Genomic DNA, 20,100 nt, shown 5'->3' on the forward strand with positions numbered 1-20,100 from the left:
ACTATTTCGAACCGGCGCGCCAGTTCATGCCCCAGCCGTAGGCTTTATCCACCGCAGAATGCCCACGGTGGAAATCCACCCGCCGGGAAACCTTGACGGCGCCGTTGTCATTTTCGAGCATCGCAATGGCGCACATACCATCGCGTCCGCCCTCTTCGTTGAGGCGAACCTCGATCTCCGGCTGATTCGGGATGTAGATGGTTACGACGCCATCGGTCTCGCGCCAGTTAGGAGCCCCTTCGTAGATGAAGGCGAAAATCAGGATGCGGCGTACTTCAGCCCACTTAGCGCCATTGATGTGCAGCCACTCGCCACCGGCGACAGAGCCGGTACGGTCGTCACCCATCAGTTGGATGTAAGGCTCTTGGTTCAGGCTGCCGAAGCAGTTGCCAAGCGCTTGTACGACGCCCTTCTCACCGTCCTGCAACTCGTACAGGCAACCCACGTCGAGGTCGATCGAAGAACTGCTTTTGAAAAAGCCGCCAGAGCTGCGCTTGTTCCAGTTCAGGTTGACCTTGATCTCACCGAAACCGGCCGCGGTCTTCTCCAGACTGATAGAGCTGCGCGTCTTGTCGAGGGTCACCTTGCTCAGGCTGATCGACGACTTCGGCGCCGCAGGCGCAGGCGGCACGGGTGTTGGCGCGGGTGCCGGCGCGGCGACATCGACCCCGAAATGCCTGGCCAATGGCTCAAGCCCACCGTTGAAGCCCTGTGCAACACAACGGAATTTCCATTCACCCTGGCGACGATAAAACTCGCCCAGAATCAGCGCGGTTTCCTTCATGCCACTGGTAGGGATCTGCGCTTCGATACCACCGGACACCACGACCGAGAGCTGCGAGACGCGCTCGAAACTGGCCTTGTTTTCGTAGATCGTGGCGGTCAGTGCGACCTTTTCCACGGCCGGCTCCAGTCGGCTCAGGTCAACGGTGAACACCGCCCGACCCGCCGAGGAGTCGGACAAGGTGACCGCCCCGCCCAGCACACTCGGCTGACCGTAAAAGCACATATCGCCATCGCCGCGAACCTTTGCCGTGGTTCCCAGAGCGAAGGCCGAGACATCAATATCGGCGCCTGGAATCGGCGAGTAATTGATGTCGACGCGAAGCGGGCCGCTGGCAACGGGTGCGTTGCCGCCCGGAGCAAGAGTGGCCATTAGCGCAGCGCCTGAACGGCCAGGTTCACCAGGTCATCGGCGGTACGGCCGTTGGTGGTCTGGCCGATAGCGGTGAACTTCCAGCCATCGCTATCACGAGACAGGCTAGCCATCACGATGCCGGTGTGGGCGCCACGCTCGGACAGATTGAAGCGGGCCAGCTCATTCTTGTTACTGGCGTTGACGATGCGGCAGTAGGCGTTTTCGACTTTTTCGAAGTTCTGCCCGGTGAAGCTGTTCACCGTAAAAACCAGGTGCTGGACGACCGCCGGCAGACGCTGCAGATCAACGTGGATAGTTTCGTCGTCACCCGCGCCTTCACCGGTACGGTTGTCGCCGGAATGCTGGATCGAACCGTCCTGAGATTTCAGTTGGCGGAACCACACCAGGTCGATCGGTTGAAGGCTGGCGTCGAGCAGGATGCACGAAGCGTCCAGGTCGATTTCACCACCATTGCCCATCAACTTGCCGAGAAAACCGGCCTTTACCGGGTCCCAACCCAGGCCGAGGCTGACGCTGGTCAGCGCAGTACCGGCGGTTTTTTCCAGGGAAATGGACTGTTTTTTACTCAGGGTAAGTGCCATCGTTACGCTCCTTGTTGGTCATCGGTGTTCATGTGGCGATCGGATGTGCGCGCCACATGCAGGTCGGCCTGCGCACCGCGCACGCCCGGATTTATTCCATTGGCGACCCGCAGACGTCCACGACGCCATGCCGGATGAAAATGCCGCCAGTGCGGTTCTTCGGCTGCGGCGAGCAACTCATGATCACCTCGGGTATCGCCCCAGGCTTTGATCCGGAATTGCTGCAAAACGCCGTAGACAGCCTCAAGCCTCTGGACTTTGTTCTCGCATCTGCAGTTGTTGCCGGTGATGTGCCCGGTCAATACGCCGTCCACCACTTGCAGCTCGGTGCCGATCAAACTGACGCCAAGACGCTCGGCGAAAGGCTGCAGTACCAGCGCCGGTGAAGCTGAACAGAGCGTCACCACCGCGCCGGATCTGATCTCGGCCTCAATCGCCAGCAAACCCGAAGGGCGCATCAATCGCGGCCAGACCCGCGTGCAATAACTCGCGGCTTGCTGTTGCAGCCACTCAAGCTTCACACCGGTCAGAAACGTGCGAATCAACTGCGCCTTGAGTTCGTCACGGCTCATGCGCCGCACGACAAATCGCAGGCTGGGTAGCGCCAGACGGAGCAGGCGCCGATTGAACTCCCGCACTCCGAATGCAAACTTCAGAAACGGTACGAAACTGTCGTGCCGGGTCAACGTGCCGTCGAAGTCGAACACCGCAAGGACTGGCCGCTGCAGCGCGGTTGCATTGTCGATCTGCTCTTTCATCCTGCGGCCTCAGCCAGACGAATCGATGTTTCGCCGGCACCGGTTTCCGCATGACGGATACCGTGCCACCGCGCGCGCTCAAGAATCCGGATCGCCCATTTGTAATGGGTCGCGGGCTCACACATGGCGTCGTTATGTCTGAATACCGCCGGTGCTACGTCGCTGACGATCAGTTTGGCGCTGTTGAAATCCTCGAGGCTGACGCGCAAGGTGTCCTGAATGATTTCGATCTGACTGGGATGAATGGCGGTCTTGCCGACCAGACCATGGGCGATATCGAATTCCAGTTCTTCCTTGAGCAACTGCGGCGACGCCAGTTGTTCGAACACCGGTGCCGTCAACGCAAAACCTTGCGACCCCATCACCCCTGCCAACATCGCAATCACGTATCCCATCGGCGTGCTGTAGAGCGTGGTGCTCGGATTGCGACGCAGGCCAAGGCTGCCCATCAAGTCGTTTCCACCGATGCGCAAGGCGATGATTCGCTGGTCGAGGCTGGCCTTGAGCGCCTGCCCCAGTTCAACCATGGCGACAGGATTGAAGACATCCGTGGTTTCCAGCGTCGGCATCAGGAACAGCGCGGGATTAGTCACGGCCTGCTCCCAGGCGCCCAGATTGGCCAGCGTCAGTTTCGGGATGACGAATCCATCGACATGCGACATCAGCGGCCAGTCGTTGAGTACCGCGGCCATCTGCGAGTCACGCGGACGAACAAACAACAACGGGCCGCCCTCGGGACGACCGCCACGCTGATCGATAACCGTCAGCAAGCCATGCAGATTGGCCAGCGCCGTTTCGATATCAATGTCTGCAATCGCGTCCTCGAGGCAAACCACCAGGGAGCGAAGTTCCGGCAATTTGCTTCGGAACACCACATCAAGCAGATCCGGCCGGGTGGCGGGCATGTAAAGCGTGGCACCGAGGGCATAGGGCGAGAGGGTCTTCATCAGCCCAGACTCCGAATGATCGTCACTGCCCGGTAAGGCCCCAACTGCGCACCGACTTCCTCGACTGGAACGCCGGCAGCTTCTGTCAGGTGCATCAGCAATTGCACATCGCTGTCGCTACGGTCGCGGATCAACACATGGTGCGGGACACGACGCAACACGGCGCGTGTCGCCTCGGCGATGCCCGGCTTGACCCGATTGAGATTGGTCACGTCAAAACGTGCCGCCAGCGATTCGACGACGTGGGTGGCCGCGCCCTGGAGTTCGAGACGCTGTTCGTCGCTCCACGGCAGGGCTTTGGGAACGATGCCCAAGACTTTGCGCTGGGCTTCGATCTGCTCGATGAATACCTGTGTCACATCGTGCTCCTGCAGGTGGTCATAGACCACGCAGCCGTGCAGCCCGCCGTTTACAGGCCAGATCGAACGTGAAACGAGACCGGAGACTGTGGCTCCCAGAATCCCCGAGGGGATGACCCAATCCTCAGCGGACGCCGCCATCCATGCTCGGCCGCAAGGATCGGCCAGCACGACAAGTCGCGGGGATTTCGGGAAGCGTGCATCAGCGCCCAGGCTGCGCTGAATTTCGCCACTGATCGCGCCCTTACCGGTCCAGCCATCGACGAAGACGATGTTCTCGGCCCCGTGAGTCTGAATGATGGCCTCCAGGGCAACCGTGTCGATGCCGCGATCACGGACGATGCTGATGCCGTAATGGAAGGCTTCGCGCCCCATCTCGATCAACGCACGACGCAACAGCACACCCAGCGGGAGGCCGGCGCGTACGAACGACACCAGCACGATAGACGTGCCGGTACACGCCTCATTCAAACCTAGCGCCAGTGCTTGAACATCCGTGGCCATGCGCGCACCGTTTTGCGCCAGAACACGCTCGTACAGTGCCTTGTGAGTTTCACTTGGGGCGCTTTCCTGACTGATCATTTCAGAATAGTGCTTCTGCTTCGTTTGAATCAGTCGCTCTTTTTCCTCGACGTCCGTCACGTCCATCTGCACGGCCTGCAACAGGAAATGCACGTCATCCGACGCATAGCTCCCGCTACCCACCGTTACCAGGTCGGTGATGGTTTCATTCATGGATCGAAGCCCCTGCCCGCTTGGCCAATTGGCTGCGCGTCGGAGTCGCCCAGAGGTGGCACTCCTCCATGAAGGCCAGATCGGTGATGCTGTCACCAAAGCCCAGCACAGGGCGTTCACCGTTGATTTCGCGATCACGGCGCAACCACTCCTGAACCGCTGCCTGCTTGGACAAGCCCTGCGGCAGGAACGCCAGGTTGTTGCTATTGGCGTGAATATGCATGCCATCCAGCAATCCCTGAGCCTGAACCTCAGCCAGCACCGCGCTCAGCACCTCGTCACTGGACTCGTTGTGCTTGGTCACCACGTAGTGGCGCAACCCCTGCTCTTCAACTACCCAACCGCGCAAGGAAATGCCCAACTGCCGGCCAATGGCGAGCGTCGCCTCACTAAGCTCCGGCAGGCGGCTTTGGTAGGCCGCTAGGATATCGCTCATGCGGTCCTGCCAGGCCTGATCGAGTGTGCCGTCCGGTCCCAGGATCACACCACCATGGGAGCAGATGGCGCCGTGTTGAAATGGCAGCTTGACCCGCGTGAACGCTTCTACGCTGCGCGCCGTTACCGCTACCACATCGGTCGTTGCCAGCAGCCATTCGGCCATCGACTTCTGCACAGGGCTCATGTAGCCGTTGGGCTGGCCGTGTATATCAAGTGTCGCCGTGTGGCGTGGTGTGCCTTCTTTCATCTTGCGCGCGGTTTGAAACAACGTGTCGTCGAGATCAACCAACGCCAAGGGGCGATTAATTGTCATCGACGATCACCTGCGCGTTCAAAGTCTGCAGCAACTCGGCAGAGACCGCCTGCGCGGGGGTTTCCGAACAGATCAGCACCCGATCGAATTGACCCGGGCGCACGTTGTAGAGGAAGTTGGGAATGCCCAGGCCGTAGTTATCAGCGAACGATAAGGCGTGCTCGATCACATGGCCCAGTGCAATCGGCGAGCGGCTGGTCGAACTGAAATGCACATCCGCGCCCGCGCGCTCCAGACGTTCGGCGAGCAAGAACGGACGCCAGACAAACTCACTGGTGCCCACGACCAGAATCCGCTCGCCGGGTTGTACGTGAAGGTCTGGGGCCAACGAGTCGCCAACAGAGCGCACGCCCAAGCGTCCCCAGTCATTATCCGAATTCACCGGCCAGTCACCGGCGGCAATAGTGCCCACCGCAGGCATATCGGGCAATGGCGCATCGGGATCTTCAATGAATTGGTAAGAGCCCTGCAACAGGGACACTTGATGCACGCAATCACCCAGCGCATCACGCACTGCGCCGCCGGACCAATCCGTCAGCACACAGGTCACGACTTGTTCGACTTTATTCAGACCGGCATCGACCAGAGCACGGTGCAGATTGATGAACGTCTTGCCCGTCGAGGCCTCGTCATCAACCAGCACCAGCGAACGGGCATTGAGCATCTGCTCACGCACTTGCGGATCGACTGGCAAGTGAATCAGATGCGCACTGGCATGGCTGTGTTCTTCTTCAAAGCGGGTAAACAACTCGGTTCCCGTGGGATGACGGGTGCTGACCATATACACCGCATCGGGGCGAGTGGCGCTATATGCCCGATGCACGCCGGCACCGAGGCCGACGGCGGTTTCGGCCATGCCGATGACCAGGACAGGCCCCGGCAAATCCGCCGGTATTTCTGCGGCCAGGCTTTCAAAACTGGCGGCCATCACCGAGGGACGCACCGGAATATGTCGTCCGAGCACTTTAGACACGAACAGGAATGCCCGCTTCGGATTACGACGCTCGGCGAAGCCGAACAATGAGTCGGGGGCAATGACAGCATCATCAACCTTGACGTCAAGACGTCCACGCATCAGTTGTGCGCTCAGCGCTTTCGTTGCTGTACGAGGTTCCATTAACAAATTCCTGCCTTGGCGTAGGATTACGATCCAGCGCCTCTTCCGTGGGTTTCAATTCAAAGATGAATCAGAGATTGGTCGCTTCCACCCGCCACATTGATGTTTGAGCTTCGCGAGCTAACTGCGCAGCGGTGAACGTCTGGCCAGATGCATTTTTTTTGCCATCAACACGACAGGCATCAAGGAAAGAAATCAGCAGCGATGCTTTCACCGCAAAATTCATGTTCTGCGCATCGGGTACCGATGAGGTGACGAGACCGACCACGGCTCCCGAAAAATCAAACAGCGGGCTGCCGCTGGACCCAGGCTGGATGGCAGCAGTGAACTGCAAAAGACTGGCGTCGTTGTGCAAACCGAACAGCGCCGACACCCCACCTTGAGTGACGTGAACGCCGCCACCGGCAAAACCGGCCAGTGGAAAACCCAACGCGACAATGTCTTCACCCAGATCGCAACCGAATCCGGACTTGAAGGCCACAGGCTTCAACGCGGGGGAATCGATCACCCGCAGCAAGGCGATATCGTTACGCCGATCGATGACCACGGGGTCAACACGATAGCGCCCGTCAAACGAGGCGATGTGAATCTCACGCATGCCTTCAATAACGTGGGCACAGGTCATGACATGGGTGGCCGAGACGGCGAATGCTGTACCGGTGGCGCTGCTCGCGGATCGGCCAGCCCCTGGCGCGTTTGGGCGTCCCTTGGGATGCGCTTCGTCGATCTCGAGACCGATGCGACGGCCGAGCGCCGCCAGACCGTAGGCAGAACCCTCGGCCAACGCGCGAAATTTCCATTGCTGATTGCGGCTGTAAAACTCGCCGATGATGATGGCGGACTCGCCGTTTTCACGAACATCCAGGGAATGCTCGATCTGGCCATCCACCTGCAGGTGCAGATTTCTCAGCTCACTGATCGGGCCGATGGCTGAAAACGTGTAAACCACAAGAAGCACGCGATCGCTGCCCGCCGGGAGTTCATCCAGGTTGAGCTTGCAGCCGACTTTTTGCTGATCACCTACCCATTCCATCCACGCGCGTGGCGTTTGAAAAAGGGCGGCATCACCTTTCGGGCGGCGTTTGTCATCAACCGGCAATATGGCAACAGCGGCATACTCCCCAAAAGCCGAAGAGTTTCCGCACTCCAGAGTCCATTCACTCCGGGCGCTTGATACTGCGGTGTTTGCGCCAGGCGCGAGCACCATCATTCCTTGAAAACTCCTTGTTTTGCTTCCTGCGTGGGTCGCTGTCGAACCACACAAACGCGCAAATGGTACCAGACTTCATATGTCTATTTAATATCAGGGGAGTGTTACCGCAGCAACGCTGATACCTTTTACACGCACGTTCGGCTGCCAAACACCCGGCGGCTCTGGCAAACCCAGTCGGCGAGTGGCGAATATGCCGGGGAGGTTCAAACCGGCCGCCCGGGTGTAACCGATGCCTCCCGAATAACGAGCGTTTATCTCCAGCAGGTGTGGTTTACCGTCTGAGTTGTCGCGAGTCTGGACATTGACAATGCCATCACATTTGAAGTGCTCGGCGGCCCGGAGGGCGAGCTCTACGGCGGCGCCTTCACGTTCAAAAACCTGGTGCAGCCCTTTTTTGCGACGACCAACGAAAGCAATGGGGCGACCGGCTTCGCACACCATATCAACCGAACATTCGTTTCCGGGCATGTAGGGCATCACGAGCATCGGTGGCGGCGGCGTAACCGCCGAGTGGTAGGCGTGCATATAGAGGTCGAAGTTGACCTCACGCGCATCCGGGTTGGCGAAGCAGCGGAAAGGGTCGGCGCTTGCCTTGAACCGCCAGAAGCCTTGGCCATAAATACCCACAGCCGGTTTGACGCAGACTTCGCCCAAGGCGCCGAGCGCCTGAAAGGCCGCGAGCATTTCTTCGGCATTGGCGGCGGTGATCGCTGGCACGCAGGCCAGGCCCACGCGTTCCGCTTCTGCCGTGAACTGGCTTTTGTCATCGACCAGATCAAATGTATTCAAAGAAAGCGCACCGGTGACCAGTACGAGGCCAGCACGCTCGAAACGCTCCCGATCGTGCTCGAACTCCCGACCCACTCGACCTGCCAGGACGACTTTGATTTCATGAGCCAGCGCGGTGGAAATGACCCAATCGATACGCTCTTGATTGTCCGCAGGCTCGGTGAAACTGACGTCGGCAAGCGAGGTGATTTCAGGACGCTCCTGTCGATGCGAGGCATAAACCTTTACGTCGGCCGGCAGCGCCTCGCGCGCACCGAGAATGATGTCCCGTTGACTGGACTGCCCTTCTAGAAACCAGATCACTATGTTTACCCTTCCTTGTACAGACACCGAAAGCCGCGACATTTCTTGAACACGTCGCTAGACCCGCACCATGGGTGCGGACAGTACCGCCTTCCCACACAAACTCAAGGGTAACATTGCGAATGGATCAGGCGTCCGCCGAACGCTCTGAGCGCCTCCCAGGGTTATTGCCGAGTCGCCACAATAAACAACCGCGGAAACGGCAACAGCACCGAGCCATCCGCCAGCGCAGGGTAAGCCTTCGCGACTTCTGCCAGATACTGCTCCAGATACTGCGTGCGCTGCGCCTCGGTCAGCGGGTCCAGAAACGGAATCAACCCGCTGCCCTTGAACCACTCCACCACCCCCGCTGCCCCGCCTGACAACTGATGGTGATACGTCGTGCGCCACACATCGACCCGGGCACAATGCGGTCGCAACATCGAGAAATAATCACCGGCACTTGCCATATCGGTTCGCTGACCGGCGGCGCCGGCGAGTTTGCTGGCCCATGGGCCGTTGGCGGCGACTTCGCGCATCAGTCGATGGGAAGGCTCATTGAGGTTGTCGGGCATTTGAATCGCCAGACTGCCGCCCGACGAGAGTTTGCTTGCCAGCGCCGGCAGCAAACTGGCGTGATCCGGTACCCACTGCAACACCGCGTTGGCGAAGATCACATCAAACGGACCCGCATCGGCCCATTGATCAATCTCGGTCACGTCGAATTGCAACTGTGGCAAGCGCTTGCGCGCTGCGTCGATCATGTCCGGTGAACTGTCGAGCCCGCTGATTTTTGCCCCTGGAAAACGCTGCACCAAAAGCTCCGTCGAGTTGCCGGGACCGCAACCGATATCCACCACTGACCGGGCCTGCGCCGTGGGAATCGCCGCCAGCAGATCGCGGGCCGGGCGGGTACGTTCATCTTCAAAAGCGACGTATTGTTTGGCGGACCAACTCATTGTGTTTTCCTTTTGGGAGAAAAAACGCGTGAAGCCACGATACAGTTAACAGGCGGATCAGACCTCCCTACGAACGTCGCGCAACACACTTGAATTTGTAATTAGAATTTTCAAGCCTCAGCACGTATCAGAACTTCAAGCCCTCCCCATAAGTCAGCGACCAGAAAATCACAGAACGCGATGCTCGGCTTGGAAGCACCGAATTTGAAGCAACTGGAGGCGTTGTGCGAACACTTCCGCAAGCTGGGCGAGGGAGCAGTGTTGAACCTTGAAGGACTGGGCGAGTAGAGCAAAGCGAAGCAGAACCTGAATGACTGCTGATAATCAAAAACGGCGCCAAAGCGCCGTTTTTATTTGAGGTCTGCCCTTAGCGGCTGGCTTGCAGCGCTCGGGCCATTTGCAGGTGATTTTGCAGTTTGGGCAACGTCTCATCGGCGAAGGCTTTGATCTCCGGCACGTCGGTGGTCTGCGCTTGCTGCTGGATCTGCTCAATGGCTTCTTCGGTGGCTTTCACCTGACTGGCGGCGTAGGCCTGGTCGAAGGTCGCGCCGTCTTTCACTTGCGGTATCAGTTGCTTGGCCTTGTCGGCCATTTCTTCACGGGGCGCGACGGGAAGATCGAGCTTTTTGGCAATCTTCGCCAAGTGCTGGTTGGCCGTGGTGCGGTCGTTGATGACCACGATGGTGTAATCCTTGACCTCTTTGGATTCGGTCTTCTGATGCGCCATACGGCTGGCCTCGATGTCGGCCATGCCTTTGGCGGACGCATCGTTGATGAATTCGGCGGGCGACTGGGCGAAAGCACTGCTGGCAAACAGGCCCAGTACGGTGACAAAACTGAAAGTGCGTATACGGGTGGCCATCCGGCTCATGGTCGCGCCCTCCTTCTCTGTAAATTCAAGCGGAAGCTCAGGCCCCCGCCGCTCAATCAAAATCACCTTCACCGACGACGTCGATGTCTGAACGGGCTTGACTCCTTTCGGTTTTCGACAGTCGTTGTGGTGATTTCCCCACCCTTGCGACCCGTTTCAGAAGCCTTCGTTCGGTCGTTGGCGAAGTTTGCCCAGTTCGAATGACTTGTATCCGGCAGGTTTCTCTCGCTCTTGATAATGAGCGCGGCGAGCAGATGCCCTGCATTGATTGAGAATTTCCTGGCCGACAAAGGTTTAGAAAAGTTGCAGTTACCACGACGAACGGTGCCCACCGTTCAGATATCCAGCGCCCGATGATTCAGCCGTTTGGCGGCATACATTGCTTGATCGGCATGGCGGAACAGTTGCTGTTCCTCGCGGCCGTGCTCGGGGTAGCGGGCGACGCCGATACTCGGTTCAATTTGCAAGTTGTGGCCATCCAGGCGCATGGGTTGTACCAGCACTTGTCGCAGCTTTTGCGCCACGCTGTCGGCATCTTCCGTTGCTTGAACGCTGTGCAGCAGCACAACGAATTCGTCACCGCCAATGCGCGCCACCGTGTCAGTCTCGCGCACGCAACCCTTGAGGCGACTGGCCACGGTTTGCAGCAGCATGTCGCCCACGGCATGCCCGAAAGTGTCGTTGACCTGCTTGAAACGATCCAGATCGACATACAGCAACGCCATGTGCCCCTTTTGTTCGCGGGCGCAGGTCAACGCAGCCTTCACGCGATCGCGAAGCAACTCACGATTGGGCAATTGCGTCAGTTGATCGTACTGCGCCATGCGTCGCAGACGGGCGTGTAACTGCTGACGCTCAATGGCCGTGGCCACTTGGGCGCAGACATATTGCAGCAGTTCTTTGTCTTGCTCGGTGTAGCGTTCGCCGCCCGGCAGGCTTTTGACGATCAGCGCACCGATGGTGCCGTTTTTCGAGTTCAACGGAACGCCGAGCCAGCAAGAAGAATTCTGCCCCGCCACCAGCGCGGCGAAATCGGGCGCCGAATCGGGACTTTCCGGCGTCAGAAGAATCGGCTTACCGCTACGGATGACTTGCGCACACAGACGTCCGGTGACGGTGCCGGGTTGTTCAGGCTGCAACTCGTGATCGTTGACGTGATAGGGGAAATTCAGCTGAGCACACTGATCGTCGTAGAGCGCTACGGAGAAATTCAGTGCCGGCAGCCACTCGCCGATGATCAGGTGGATGCGTTTGAACAGCGCTAACAAGTCCTCCGACGCATGCGCCGCCTCGGAAATCGCATACAACGCCGCTTGTCGCGATTCGGCTTGTTTGCGCTCGGTAATGTCACGGGCCACGGCAATGCGCAGTTGATCGACCTCCGACCAGCGCGCCGACCAGAGGATGTGGGCCACGCTGCCATCCTTGCGTATGTAGCGGTTCTCGAAGTTGTGCTTGGGCTCACCGCCCATGATTTGACTGGCGGCCGCCAGGGTGCGCTGACGATCAGCCGGGTGCACCAGTTCGATCATCGGACGGCCGATCAACTCGTCTGGCGTGTAGCCGAAAACCCGCTCGCAGGCCGCGCTGACAAAAACGAAGCGGCCTTGCTTATCGACTGCACAAACGGCGTCCAGCAACAGGTCGATGAAACTCGCCAATGGCGCGGAGTTTGGGCTTTCCATGGTTCAGCGTGGGAGTCCAAGTCATGTAGCGTTTATCAACCATCCCTGACCTTGTGAGTGCTCATCCCTGCAAACAAAATCAAGCCCTGTTCGGCATCAGCCCTGGCAGTGCATGCACCAGCGCATTGATGGCGAACCCCATGAACATCACGCCACACAAACGGGTGATCAGCCGCTCATGCCGTTGATACAGCGCGCGCACCCGCTGCGCGCCGACAACGCCGGTGAGGATAGCGTAAGCCGACAACCCGCCCAGAAAGCTCAAGGCGATCAGCGCCGGCAGCATCGACCAGTTGAGCAATTCGGCGCGGCTGGATAACAGCGCGGTAAATGTCGCCACCGCGACCGGGTAAGCCTTGGGGTTGGTCAGGCCGAACACAATGCCGTGCCAGAACGGCCTGCGCGCCGCGCCTTGCGGTTCGTCATCGTTGCGGCGCTGGGCACGCACCGCCCGCCAACCGAGCCAGAACAGATACACCCCGCTGAGCACGCCGAGCACATCAAATGCGGTGCTGCCGATTTCCCGGGCGCCAACAATCGCGATCAACGCCGTGCTGCACCAAACCACATCCCCGAGCAGATGACCACACAGAAACCCTGCCCCCGCTCTGCGCCCATGCGCCGCGCCGATGCCGAACACCGCCAGCACACCAGGCCCCGGCGTGATGCCATAAATGAAACCCGAGGCCAGTACGGCCATTAACAACGATGGGGTCATGGAACACCTGCACATGACGACGCAAATGACGGCCAGTCTATATCAGCTCAACGCGTCGGGTCAGGACTCGTCGTAGAAACGCATGCCGACATGCAGATTCGGCATATCGCGGTCTGCCCCCTAGCTGCAGCTGGGCTCATTGACGGATTGAGGCCTGTGAGCATCGGTTCAGTAACCTCTGAGGTCTTCAGGCACGACGTATTGTTGGCCGTCGTAGGTCAGGGTGATTCGGGTTTTCTTCAGGTTGGTGTTTTTTGAAACGCACTGTTTTCCCGATTGGGTGTTTTTCATTTTGGTGCCGCTGGTGGTGACGATCAGATCGGCGAAACCGTAGTGACTTGATGAACCGACCTCGATGGTTCTGCGGATCTTCCTGGCGTAACCCTCGCAATCACTCATGAATTCGCCGTTGTTCTTGTAGATCACCAAACCTTCCAGCACCGGGCGCAAGGTATTGCCCTCGCGGACATACAGCGCCAGATCGGTTTTCTCGTAGGGAATGGCGCGGGAACTGTGGACGAACTTCGAACGCAGGCCAAAAGCACGGACATCCGGCGCCAGTCGGTAGCGGCCTGTGTCGACACGCAGATCATCAAACCGCACGGCATCGGAGTTGTACGCGCCCGGTTTACGGTAAGTGGCGACGGGTTTGGCATTGCTGGCGTTGACGATCGCCAGATCCAGATCGAACACCCCTGCATCGTCGCCACCGGCATCAGCAAGGTAGGTGGACTTGACCGCGATCGCCTGACTCGGGAAGGCCGGCCAGACGATGCAGCGTGACAGTGATTGGCCGTCGAAAGCGTTTGTGGTGCAGGCGGCTTGGGCTTGGGCAGTGACAGCCAGAAAACCGAGGGCGATAAGGAGTCTGGTGGGGGTAGACATGGTTCTTCCTTGATAAAAATCGTTGTTGGCAGGCTGGCTACAGACCTTTGAAACCTGGCGGCAGGACGTAAGACTTTCCGTCATAACGCAAGGTTGTCAAAACCGGTTTGTAGACGGTGGTTTTATCTTCACACGCGTCCCCTTCACCTTCGCTTTTCGTGCCTGTTTGCTGGGTTTTGACGATCAAGTCTGCGTAACCGTGGGAGCTCGTTTTAGCGATATCGATAGTTCTTGAGATCTCGAAGCGCTCCCCAGCGCAGTTGTCATCCCACTCGCCGCCGTACTCATAAACCACCAACTGACGCAGGACTGGGCGCAATTTTTCGCCCTCCCTGACGTAAAGCGAGAGCTGGCTTTCATCCATCGGATTGAGGCGAGAACCATTGGTGAGTCGTGCACGTAGACCAAATGCGCGAAGGTCGGGGGCGAGTTTGTAGCGCGCCGTATCCAGTGTCAGCTCGCGCAAGCTGGCGCCATCCATCACGAAAGCAGTGGCCTGGTGGTAAGTCGCAACCGGCTTCGGTTGCGCGTCTTTCAGCACCGACAGGTCCAGATCATGGGTGCTGAGCGCGCCAGCGGCGGCAGGCGTGAACCGGGTTTTGGCGCTGATGGTCAGTCCCGGGTAAGCCGGCCAGTCCTTGCAGACTGACAAATCCTCGTCACCCATTACCGGCGCCGGCGTGCAATCGGCAAACACCTGCCCCGCCATCAGCCACCCACACAGCGCCACACTGCCGATCAATCCAGACTTCATTGTCACATCCCGCTCCTCGATAGCTTTTCAGCCGCGCACTATCCCCTCCTGAACGAACGGTTTCAACCGAGTGAATGCTAAATGGCCAGTCGCTGATTCGGTCCCGACACACCAGTGGAGCTAGCCGGTACCACGCAATGCACTGTCATCGCGAGACCGCTCATCCCCCCAAGAAACCGTGTTTCAACGCCCTATCAACTGTGGGTCAGCAAGCGGATCAACTGTGCGGATTCGTTCTTTGTTCCCAGCACCACGACCGAAGCGTCTTGCAAGCAGGCATCGCGGGCGATCCAGTCGATCTCGGCCGTGCCCCCGAGATCAAACGACTCGTCCACCGCCCCATCCTTCAGGAAGCCCCCCGTCAGCAGATTGCGATGCCCACCCGAGGTCTGACCCACGGTGACTATGCGCTGATCCGCAGAATCACCCACTGCAAACCCAGCAACCCAGCTCTTGAGTTCCTGCGGTTGCGTCGAAGCGCTAAGAACCGGCGCGCCGCCATTGAACGACGGATCAATTTCGCCGCCGTGGGTGATACCGGTCATGAACGCATGTTGACGTTTCTCCCCGCCTGCCGCCTCGACAGCGGCGCCGATCAAGAGTAAGCGCTGTGCCGACTGCTCTACGATGCCGTTCACCGAGCTTTCCAGCGGCGTGCCTTCATTGCGAATGTTCAACAACAACGTACCGTCATTGCCGAATGACTTCGCAACCTGTCCGGCATTGTCGAACGCCATGATCCACCCCTGATGGGTGACTTCTGTCTTGCCATAAACCAGTATCAGCCCACTGTTCAGTTGCGTGACGCCTTGCAACTGGATGGCGACGCCGGGGTGCGTGATGTAGATCCAGCCGTTGGCATTAAACGCGGTGTCATCGCTGCCATCGAGGAAAAAGCGCGCAAGCAGCGCGCCCCCCTGTTTCGACGTGGCGAAAAGCAACCTGTCGTGCGCCGCCGCTTTTTGGTCCGATTGCACCAATTCAAGGCTTGCGGCCACCGCACCGAAGAGAGAAGGAACGCGCATGGGAACAATTTTGTAACCGCTCTGACCGTCACCGAACTCAAGATCAGGCGAACCGTCCGGCAGAAAGCGCGCAATGACTTGCTCGTAATCGACAGACGTCCCTTTGATGAGTCCGCACACCCAGATCCCGCCGCTTGCATCGATGCTGAGTGTCCCGCCGTGTGAGGGCACATCACGCCTGTATTGCCCCACGACATAGCCGGCCTGGCCAAACGTCGTATCAAGATGACCATCGGCGAGCAGACGCGCCAAGCCATAACACACATTGCCCGATGCATCGGTGACGGTCGCACAAACCATCATCTGACCGGTGGGCGTTGTCGCGACACCCTGACCGACGGTCTTGCGTGCACCTGGGAATTGCAGCGTTTGCAACCCGGCATTTGCAAAGGAACGATCGATTTCACCGGCTGACTGCGCTTCACGTGCGTTGGTTCGTGACATGTTCGTAGGCTCCTTACGAGATCGGGTTTGATCCGTTTCCCGGGCCATTCGATCCGAGTCAACCACAGACCACAACTGATAGAAATGACAGTCTTTTAGAAGAAATCGCAATTATTCATCGAACAAAAAAACCTAAAGAACTGTTACTTCTTACAGGTTCTCCAGCAAAAGAACCGTGCCAACCTCTCGCTTCACTCCACCCGGCAACGAGAGCACATCATGAGCACTTCGCCCCACTCCAACATTGAGTCCGTACCTGCCCCCGTCATCACCGACCCTGCCGCAGACACCAAAACGGGCCCGGCAACACTCTTACTGGGCGTCGGTGTACCTATGGCTTTTGTCGAAGTGTGGGACATCGAAAACACACAGTTGCACGGAAAAGGCCCCGTCAATGCAAATGGCCGATGGGCCTTTAGTTTCAGTGGCGATCTTGCGCAGGGACCACACCGTATTCACGCCCGCCAAACGTTCGACGACGAAACATCCCCATGGACTGACGTTCGTTTGTTTAATGTCCTCCTGCAACCGGATGTCGCTGCACCTGCGATTGGCACGCCGCAGGAAGGAGGACAGACGGATAACGCTGCGGTTCTATCAGGCGATGTACGACAGCCCGGTGGCATCGTGGACATTATTGACCTCGACGCCAACCTGTGGATTGCCTCGGCAACGGTGGAGGGTGACCTGAGTTGGCGAACACAGGCATCGATGTCGGCAGGCCCCCATCGGATTTCGGCCATTCACCGCGTGGCGGGCAAGGTTTCCGATTGGGCGCGTATCCGGACATTTACGGTCGCCAAAGGGTACATAAACCAGGCGAACAATCCATTCAAGGCTGTTCGCCCAATCCGCGCACTTCAAAACGCGTTGCGGAAAATCTCCTCGATCTGGCGCTGATCCGCCGCCCGTGGGTTGGTCAGGCCGCACGCGTCTTTCAGAGCATTGGTGGCCAGGATCGGGATGTCCGTGAGTTTGGCGCCCAGTTCACGCAAACCACCGGGGATCTCGACGTCGCCGGCCAGACAACGGATCGCGTTGATCGCCGCCTGAGCGCCCTCTTCAGGGCTGAAACCGCGAACATCGGCCCCCATGGCCTGCGCCACATCGGTCAAACGTTCAGCACACACCAACGCGTTAAACGTCTGCACATGAGGCAGCAACACGGCGTTGCACACGCCATGGGGCAAGTCGTAGAAACCGCCCAACTGGTGCGCCATCGCATGCACGAAGCCGAGCGAAGCGTTGTTGAACGCCATGCCCGCGAGGAACTGCGCGTAGGCCATGTTCTCCCGCGCGGTGAGGTCGCTGCCATCGCGCACGGCCAGGCGCAGATTGTTGCTGATCAGGGTCATGGCCTTCAGCGCGCAGGCGTCGGTGATCGGGTTGGCGGCGGTCGACACATAGGCTTCGATGGCGTGGGTCAGCGCGTCCATGCCGGTGGCGGCGGTCAGGCTTTTCGGCATGGCCACCATCAGCGCCGGGTCGTTGACCGACAGCAGCGGCGTGACGTTGCGGTCGACGATGGCCATTTTTACGTGGCGCGATTCGTCGGTGATGATGCAGAACCGGGTCATCTCGCTGGCGGTGCCGGCGGTGGTGTTGATGGCGACCAGCGGCAGTTGCGGCTTTGTGGATTGGTCGACCCCTTCGTAGTCGCGGATCTGCCCGCCATTCGTGGCACACAAGGCGATGCCCTTGGCGCAGTCGTGGGGTGAACCACCGCCCAGCGACACCACGAAATCACAGCGGCTTTCCTTGAGCAGCCCCAGCCCTGATTCGACGTTGGCGATGCTGGGGTTCGGTTTGGCGCCGTCGAAGATCACCGAATCGATGTCCTGCATCGCCAGTTTCTCGGCGACCATCGCCGCCACGCCCGCCTTGGCCAGCCCCGCGTCGGTGACGATCAGCGCCTTGCGAAAACCATAGTTGCGGATCGCGACCATGGCTTCATCCAGGCATCCGCTGCCCATTATATTTACGGCTGGAATGAAAAAAGTGCTGCTCATGCGCCTCTCCTGACTGGGGCCGAATCGACTGCTGCGATCCGGCGGACGCACACAGGATCGACTGATCGGTCACGGCGGATGTTGATCTGGCTCAATGCCCGCTCGTGATAAAGTCGCCGCCCATCAGCCCCTTTGTTTTGAGACCTCCCACGCAATGACCGATTTTCTGGATGTCGACGCCACTCTCGAAGACTGGAATGCCTTGCGCACCGCGACCGACTTCAAGGGTTTGCTGGTGGGTAACGGCGCCAGCCGCGCCGTGTGGGACGACTTCGGCTACGACTCGCTGTTCGAAAATGCCCGCACCGTGACAGAGAAACCGCTGAGCCCGTCGGAACTGGCCGTGTTCGACGCGATGCACACGCGCAGCTTCGAGCAGGTACTGGGCGCACTGAAAACCACCAGCCGGGTGAACAAGGCACTGGCCATCAGCTCAGCCGCACCGCGCAATCGCTACTACGCGATCAAGGAAGCGCTGATCAACACCGTGCACGCCGTTCATATCCCGTGGCGACGGGTTCAGGCCTCGACGCTGACCACGCTCAACGAAGAACTGGCGCGCTATCGCACGGTGTTTACCACCAATTACGACTTGCTCAACTATTGGGCGCTGCAGCACAAAAGCGAGGCCATTGACGATCTGTTCAATGGCACGAATGCAAGTTTTGATCTGAGTGAAAGTGCGACTGAAAAACCGCGCTTGCTGTATCTGCACGGTGGTCTGCACCTGGTGCGCAATCAGGACGGCACCGCGCGCAAACTGACCTCCACCGAGGGCACGCTGCTCGGCAGTTTTGCGATCAACAACACGATCAAAACCCTGGATGACGTGCCGCTGTTCGTCGCTGAAGGGCCAAGTGCCGAAAAACTCAAAACCATTCGCAGCTCGGATTATCTGTCGTTCTGTTATGCGCAGTTATTGGGGCATGGCGACAGTTTATGCATCTTCGGCCATGCCTTGAGTGAACAGGACGCTCACATTGTCCGGGCGCTGCGTTTGGCGAAACCGAACGCCGTGGCGATCTCGATTTATCCGCGCAGTGCGGCGTTCATTCAGCATCAGAAGCGGCATTACGCCAAGGTGTTTGAAGGGACTGGGGTTGAGTTGCGGTTTTTTGATGCCAAGACACATGCGTTGGGGAGCCCCAAGCTTTCGGTGCCCGTCGAGGTCTGATGTCCGCGGGCCTGACGCCTTCGCGAGCAAGCCCGCCCACCTGTTGACCTTCAGCGTTCCTTAGAGGACCGGCAGGGTCTTGTCCTTGATGGTTGTGGTTGGCCCGTTGGCCTTGACGCTGGCGATGCCTTTGGCGCAAGCGGCGTCTGAGGAGTACGACTCGCTGCTGCCGATGATCTGATGATTGGCGGCCTTGAGGTTGAAGTACGGATGCCCGTCCTTCGTCGTTTTTTTCTCGTAGCGTTCATCCAGCGGGCTGTTGGTCTGCACCGAAGCAATGCCATTGTCGGCTGCCGCGCGGGTGGTGTAGAGCTCGCTGGTGAGAATGGTTTCAGCGTTGGCGGCTTTCAGCACAAACCTGAACTGGCCGTTGCTGCTTTTACTGACTTCGTACCATCCGGACATGCTCGTTTCTCCTTGGCGGTTGAGAGGTTTCGCGCCAATGAGTAAAGACCAGCCTCAGACTTCTGTCGCCTGAACCAGCCTCTTCGCAAGCAAGCGGCTCCCACATCTGGAACGCATTCCCCGTGTGGGCGCAGGCTTGCTCGCGAATGAGGCGACTCGGCCCCGGCTATTTCACCCGCGCCCGCACCACCGACAACGGCGTCTCAGCCACCCGACGCTGACTCAGATACCGCGTACAACTCACCCGCAAGAACGACGCAAAGTTCACCACCTCCCCGCGATAATCCATCACCTCTTCGTACAGTTTGGCGATCAACTGGTTAGTGGTCATACCGTCGACCTCGGCGATTTCGCGCAGGATGTCCCAGAACTGGTTCTCCAGGCGCAACGTCGTCACCACCCCGCAGATGCGCAATGAACGCGAGCGCGATTCGTAGAGGATCGGGTCGGCCTTGACGTAGAGCTCGCACATGGGCGAAT

The 20,100-nt window shown here is 58.9% G+C and carries 21 protein-coding genes; 2 read left to right on the top strand and 19 right to left on the bottom strand.

Features of this window, described 5'->3' with window-relative positions:
* Position 1: 1 nt before the first annotated feature.
* From AACY11_RS01150 to AACY11_RS01225, 16 genes are all read right to left on the bottom strand, one after another.
* Positions 2-1,156: a TerD family protein gene (locus AACY11_RS01150; RefSeq protein WP_339493664.1), complete on the bottom strand. Its 1,155-nt coding sequence runs from the start codon at positions 1,154-1,156 to the stop codon at positions 2-4.
* Positions 1,156-1,740, bottom strand: coding sequence for a TerD family protein (locus AACY11_RS01155; RefSeq protein WP_221731364.1), 585 nt, complete (start codon positions 1,738-1,740; stop codon positions 1,156-1,158). The genes AACY11_RS01150 and AACY11_RS01155 overlap by 1 nt, the downstream gene beginning before the upstream one ends.
* 2 nt (positions 1,741-1,742) lie before the next feature.
* Positions 1,743-2,498, bottom strand: a complete 756-nt coding sequence (locus AACY11_RS01160) for an HAD family hydrolase (RefSeq protein ID WP_339493666.1) — start codon at positions 2,496-2,498, stop codon at positions 1,743-1,745.
* On the bottom strand, positions 2,495-3,445 hold the full coding sequence (locus tag AACY11_RS01165) for an HpcH/HpaI aldolase/citrate lyase family protein (protein WP_339465996.1): 951 nt from the start codon (positions 3,443-3,445) through the stop codon (positions 2,495-2,497). The genes AACY11_RS01160 and AACY11_RS01165 overlap by 4 nt, the downstream gene beginning before the upstream one ends.
* Complete coding sequence (locus AACY11_RS01170) at positions 3,445-4,539, bottom strand: cysteine protease StiP family protein (RefSeq protein WP_339430711.1); 1,095 nt, start codon at positions 4,537-4,539, stop codon at positions 3,445-3,447. Before AACY11_RS01170 ends, AACY11_RS01165 begins: the two co-directional genes overlap by 1 nt.
* Positions 4,532-5,290: a trehalose phosphatase gene (locus tag AACY11_RS01175; protein ID WP_339430710.1), complete on the bottom strand. Its 759-nt coding sequence runs from the start codon at positions 5,288-5,290 to the stop codon at positions 4,532-4,534. The genes AACY11_RS01170 and AACY11_RS01175 overlap by 8 nt, the downstream gene beginning before the upstream one ends.
* Positions 5,280-6,407 carry a phosphoribosyltransferase domain-containing protein gene (locus AACY11_RS01180; protein ID WP_339430709.1) on the bottom strand — a complete coding sequence of 376 codons (1,128 nt, stop codon included), beginning with the start codon at positions 6,405-6,407 and terminating at the stop codon, positions 5,280-5,282. Before AACY11_RS01180 ends, AACY11_RS01175 begins: the two co-directional genes overlap by 11 nt.
* Positions 6,408-6,477: 70 nt before the next feature.
* Positions 6,478-7,617 carry a trypsin-like peptidase domain-containing protein gene (locus AACY11_RS01185; protein ID WP_339430708.1) on the bottom strand — a complete coding sequence of 380 codons (1,140 nt, stop codon included), beginning with the start codon at positions 7,615-7,617 and terminating at the stop codon, positions 6,478-6,480.
* Between the two features lie 93 nt (positions 7,618-7,710).
* Positions 7,711-8,712, bottom strand: a complete 1,002-nt coding sequence (locus AACY11_RS01190; protein WP_339493667.1) for an ATP-grasp domain-containing protein — start codon at positions 8,710-8,712, stop codon at positions 7,711-7,713.
* A gap of 164 nt (positions 8,713-8,876) precedes the next feature.
* Positions 8,877-9,650 (bottom strand): trans-aconitate 2-methyltransferase, encoded by a 774-nt coding sequence (tam, locus tag AACY11_RS01195; RefSeq protein WP_339430707.1) that lies wholly within the window; start codon positions 9,648-9,650, stop codon positions 8,877-8,879.
* A 367-nt stretch (positions 9,651-10,017) separates the two neighbouring features.
* Positions 10,018-10,521, bottom strand: coding sequence for a DUF4142 domain-containing protein (locus AACY11_RS01200; RefSeq protein ID WP_221731372.1), 504 nt, complete (start codon positions 10,519-10,521; stop codon positions 10,018-10,020).
* Between the two features lie 335 nt (positions 10,522-10,856).
* Positions 10,857-12,206, bottom strand: a complete 1,350-nt coding sequence (locus AACY11_RS01205) for a sensor domain-containing protein (RefSeq protein ID WP_339493668.1) — start codon at positions 12,204-12,206, stop codon at positions 10,857-10,859.
* A 79-nt stretch (positions 12,207-12,285) separates the two neighbouring features.
* Positions 12,286-12,924: a LysE family translocator gene (locus AACY11_RS01210; RefSeq protein ID WP_339430703.1), complete on the bottom strand. Its 639-nt coding sequence runs from the start codon at positions 12,922-12,924 to the stop codon at positions 12,286-12,288.
* Positions 12,925-13,092: 168 nt separating this feature from the next.
* Complete coding sequence (locus AACY11_RS01215; RefSeq protein ID WP_339493669.1) at positions 13,093-13,809, bottom strand: hypothetical protein; 717 nt, start codon at positions 13,807-13,809, stop codon at positions 13,093-13,095.
* 37 nt (positions 13,810-13,846) lie between these two features.
* Complete coding sequence (locus AACY11_RS01220) at positions 13,847-14,563, bottom strand: hypothetical protein (RefSeq protein WP_339430700.1); 717 nt, start codon at positions 14,561-14,563, stop codon at positions 13,847-13,849.
* Positions 14,564-14,757: 194 nt separating this feature from the next.
* Positions 14,758-16,032, bottom strand: a complete 1,275-nt coding sequence (locus AACY11_RS01225) for a hypothetical protein (RefSeq protein WP_339493670.1) — start codon at positions 16,030-16,032, stop codon at positions 14,758-14,760.
* Between the two features lie 219 nt (positions 16,033-16,251).
* On the opposite strand from AACY11_RS01225, the gene AACY11_RS01230 reads away from it, so the two are divergent.
* Positions 16,252-16,932, top strand: coding sequence for a hypothetical protein (locus AACY11_RS01230; protein WP_339430698.1), 681 nt, complete (start codon positions 16,252-16,254; stop codon positions 16,930-16,932).
* On the opposite strand, the gene yiaY is transcribed toward AACY11_RS01230, so the two are convergent.
* A complete protein-coding gene (gene yiaY / locus AACY11_RS01235; RefSeq protein ID WP_339430697.1) occupies positions 16,893-18,041 on the bottom strand; it encodes an L-threonine dehydrogenase in 1,149 nt (382 codons plus the stop codon). The two genes, AACY11_RS01230 and yiaY, sit on opposite strands and share 40 nt — an antisense overlap.
* Positions 18,042-18,195: 154 nt before the next feature.
* On the opposite strand from yiaY, the gene AACY11_RS01240 reads away from it, so the two are divergent.
* The gene (locus tag AACY11_RS01240) at positions 18,196-19,215 is read left to right on the top strand and encodes a DUF4917 family protein (RefSeq protein WP_339430696.1); all 1,020 of its coding nucleotides are present in this window, start codon (positions 18,196-18,198) and stop codon (positions 19,213-19,215) included.
* 60 nt (positions 19,216-19,275) lie between these two features.
* Here AACY11_RS01240 and AACY11_RS01245 read toward each other — a convergent pair whose 3' ends face one another.
* Together AACY11_RS01245 and AACY11_RS01250 are read right to left on the bottom strand one after the other, a co-directional pair.
* The gene (locus tag AACY11_RS01245; RefSeq protein WP_339493671.1) at positions 19,276-19,620 is read right to left on the bottom strand and encodes a YegP family protein; all 345 of its coding nucleotides are present in this window, start codon (positions 19,618-19,620) and stop codon (positions 19,276-19,278) included.
* 166 nt (positions 19,621-19,786) lie between these two features.
* Entirely contained in the window at positions 19,787-20,092 is a 306-nt protein-coding gene (locus tag AACY11_RS01250; protein WP_339430694.1) for a ribbon-helix-helix domain-containing protein, read from the bottom strand.
* Positions 20,093-20,100 lie beyond the last annotated feature (8 nt).

It is taken from the genome of Pseudomonas sp. RA_105y_Pfl2_P56, assembly GCF_963970845.1.
GTDB lineage: Bacteria > Pseudomonadota > Gammaproteobacteria > Pseudomonadales > Pseudomonadaceae > Aquipseudomonas > Aquipseudomonas baetica_A.

Bases quoted from the DNA above. Each gene is read 5' to 3' on its own strand.
- AACY11_RS01150 (WP_339493664.1), bottom strand. From the start codon at position 1,156: ATGGCCACTCTTGCTCCGGGCGGCAACGCACCCGTTGCCAGCGGCCCG.
- AACY11_RS01155 (WP_221731364.1), bottom strand. From the start codon at position 1,740: ATGGCACTTACCCTGAGTAAAAAACAGTCCATTTCCCTGGAAAAAACC.
- AACY11_RS01160 (WP_339493666.1), bottom strand. From the start codon at position 2,498: ATGAAAGAGCAGATCGACAATGCAACCGCGCTGCAGCGGCCAGTCCTT.
- AACY11_RS01165 (WP_339465996.1), bottom strand. From the start codon at position 3,445: ATGAAGACCCTCTCGCCCTATGCCCTCGGTGCCACGCTTTACATGCCC.
- AACY11_RS01170 (WP_339430711.1), bottom strand. From the start codon at position 4,539: ATGAATGAAACCATCACCGACCTGGTAACGGTGGGTAGCGGGAGCTAT.
- AACY11_RS01175 (WP_339430710.1), bottom strand. From the start codon at position 5,290: ATGACAATTAATCGCCCCTTGGCGTTGGTTGATCTCGACGACACGTTG.
- AACY11_RS01180 (WP_339430709.1), bottom strand. From the start codon at position 6,407: ATGGAACCTCGTACAGCAACGAAAGCGCTGAGCGCACAACTGATGCGT.
- AACY11_RS01185 (WP_339430708.1), bottom strand. From the start codon at position 7,617: ATGATGGTGCTCGCGCCTGGCGCAAACACCGCAGTATCAAGCGCCCGG.
- tam (WP_339430707.1), bottom strand. From the start codon at position 9,650: ATGAGTTGGTCCGCCAAACAATACGTCGCTTTTGAAGATGAACGTACC.
- AACY11_RS01200 (WP_221731372.1), bottom strand. From the start codon at position 10,521: ATGAGCCGGATGGCCACCCGTATACGCACTTTCAGTTTTGTCACCGTA.
- AACY11_RS01205 (WP_339493668.1), bottom strand. From the start codon at position 12,206: ATGGAAAGCCCAAACTCCGCGCCATTGGCGAGTTTCATCGACCTGTTG.
- AACY11_RS01210 (WP_339430703.1), bottom strand. From the start codon at position 12,924: ATGACCCCATCGTTGTTAATGGCCGTACTGGCCTCGGGTTTCATTTAT.
- AACY11_RS01215 (WP_339493669.1), bottom strand. From the start codon at position 13,809: ATGTCTACCCCCACCAGACTCCTTATCGCCCTCGGTTTTCTGGCTGTC.
- AACY11_RS01220 (WP_339430700.1), bottom strand. From the start codon at position 14,563: ATGAAGTCTGGATTGATCGGCAGTGTGGCGCTGTGTGGGTGGCTGATG.
- AACY11_RS01225 (WP_339493670.1), bottom strand. From the start codon at position 16,032: ATGTCACGAACCAACGCACGTGAAGCGCAGTCAGCCGGTGAAATCGAT.
- AACY11_RS01230 (WP_339430698.1), top strand. From the start codon at position 16,252: ATGAGCACTTCGCCCCACTCCAACATTGAGTCCGTACCTGCCCCCGTC.
- yiaY (WP_339430697.1), bottom strand. From the start codon at position 18,041: ATGAGCAGCACTTTTTTCATTCCAGCCGTAAATATAATGGGCAGCGGA.
- AACY11_RS01240 (WP_339430696.1), top strand. From the start codon at position 18,196: ATGACCGATTTTCTGGATGTCGACGCCACTCTCGAAGACTGGAATGCC.
- AACY11_RS01245 (WP_339493671.1), bottom strand. From the start codon at position 19,620: ATGTCCGGATGGTACGAAGTCAGTAAAAGCAGCAACGGCCAGTTCAGG.
- AACY11_RS01250 (WP_339430694.1), bottom strand. From the start codon at position 20,092: ATGTGCGAGCTCTACGTCAAGGCCGACCCGATCCTCTACGAATCGCGC.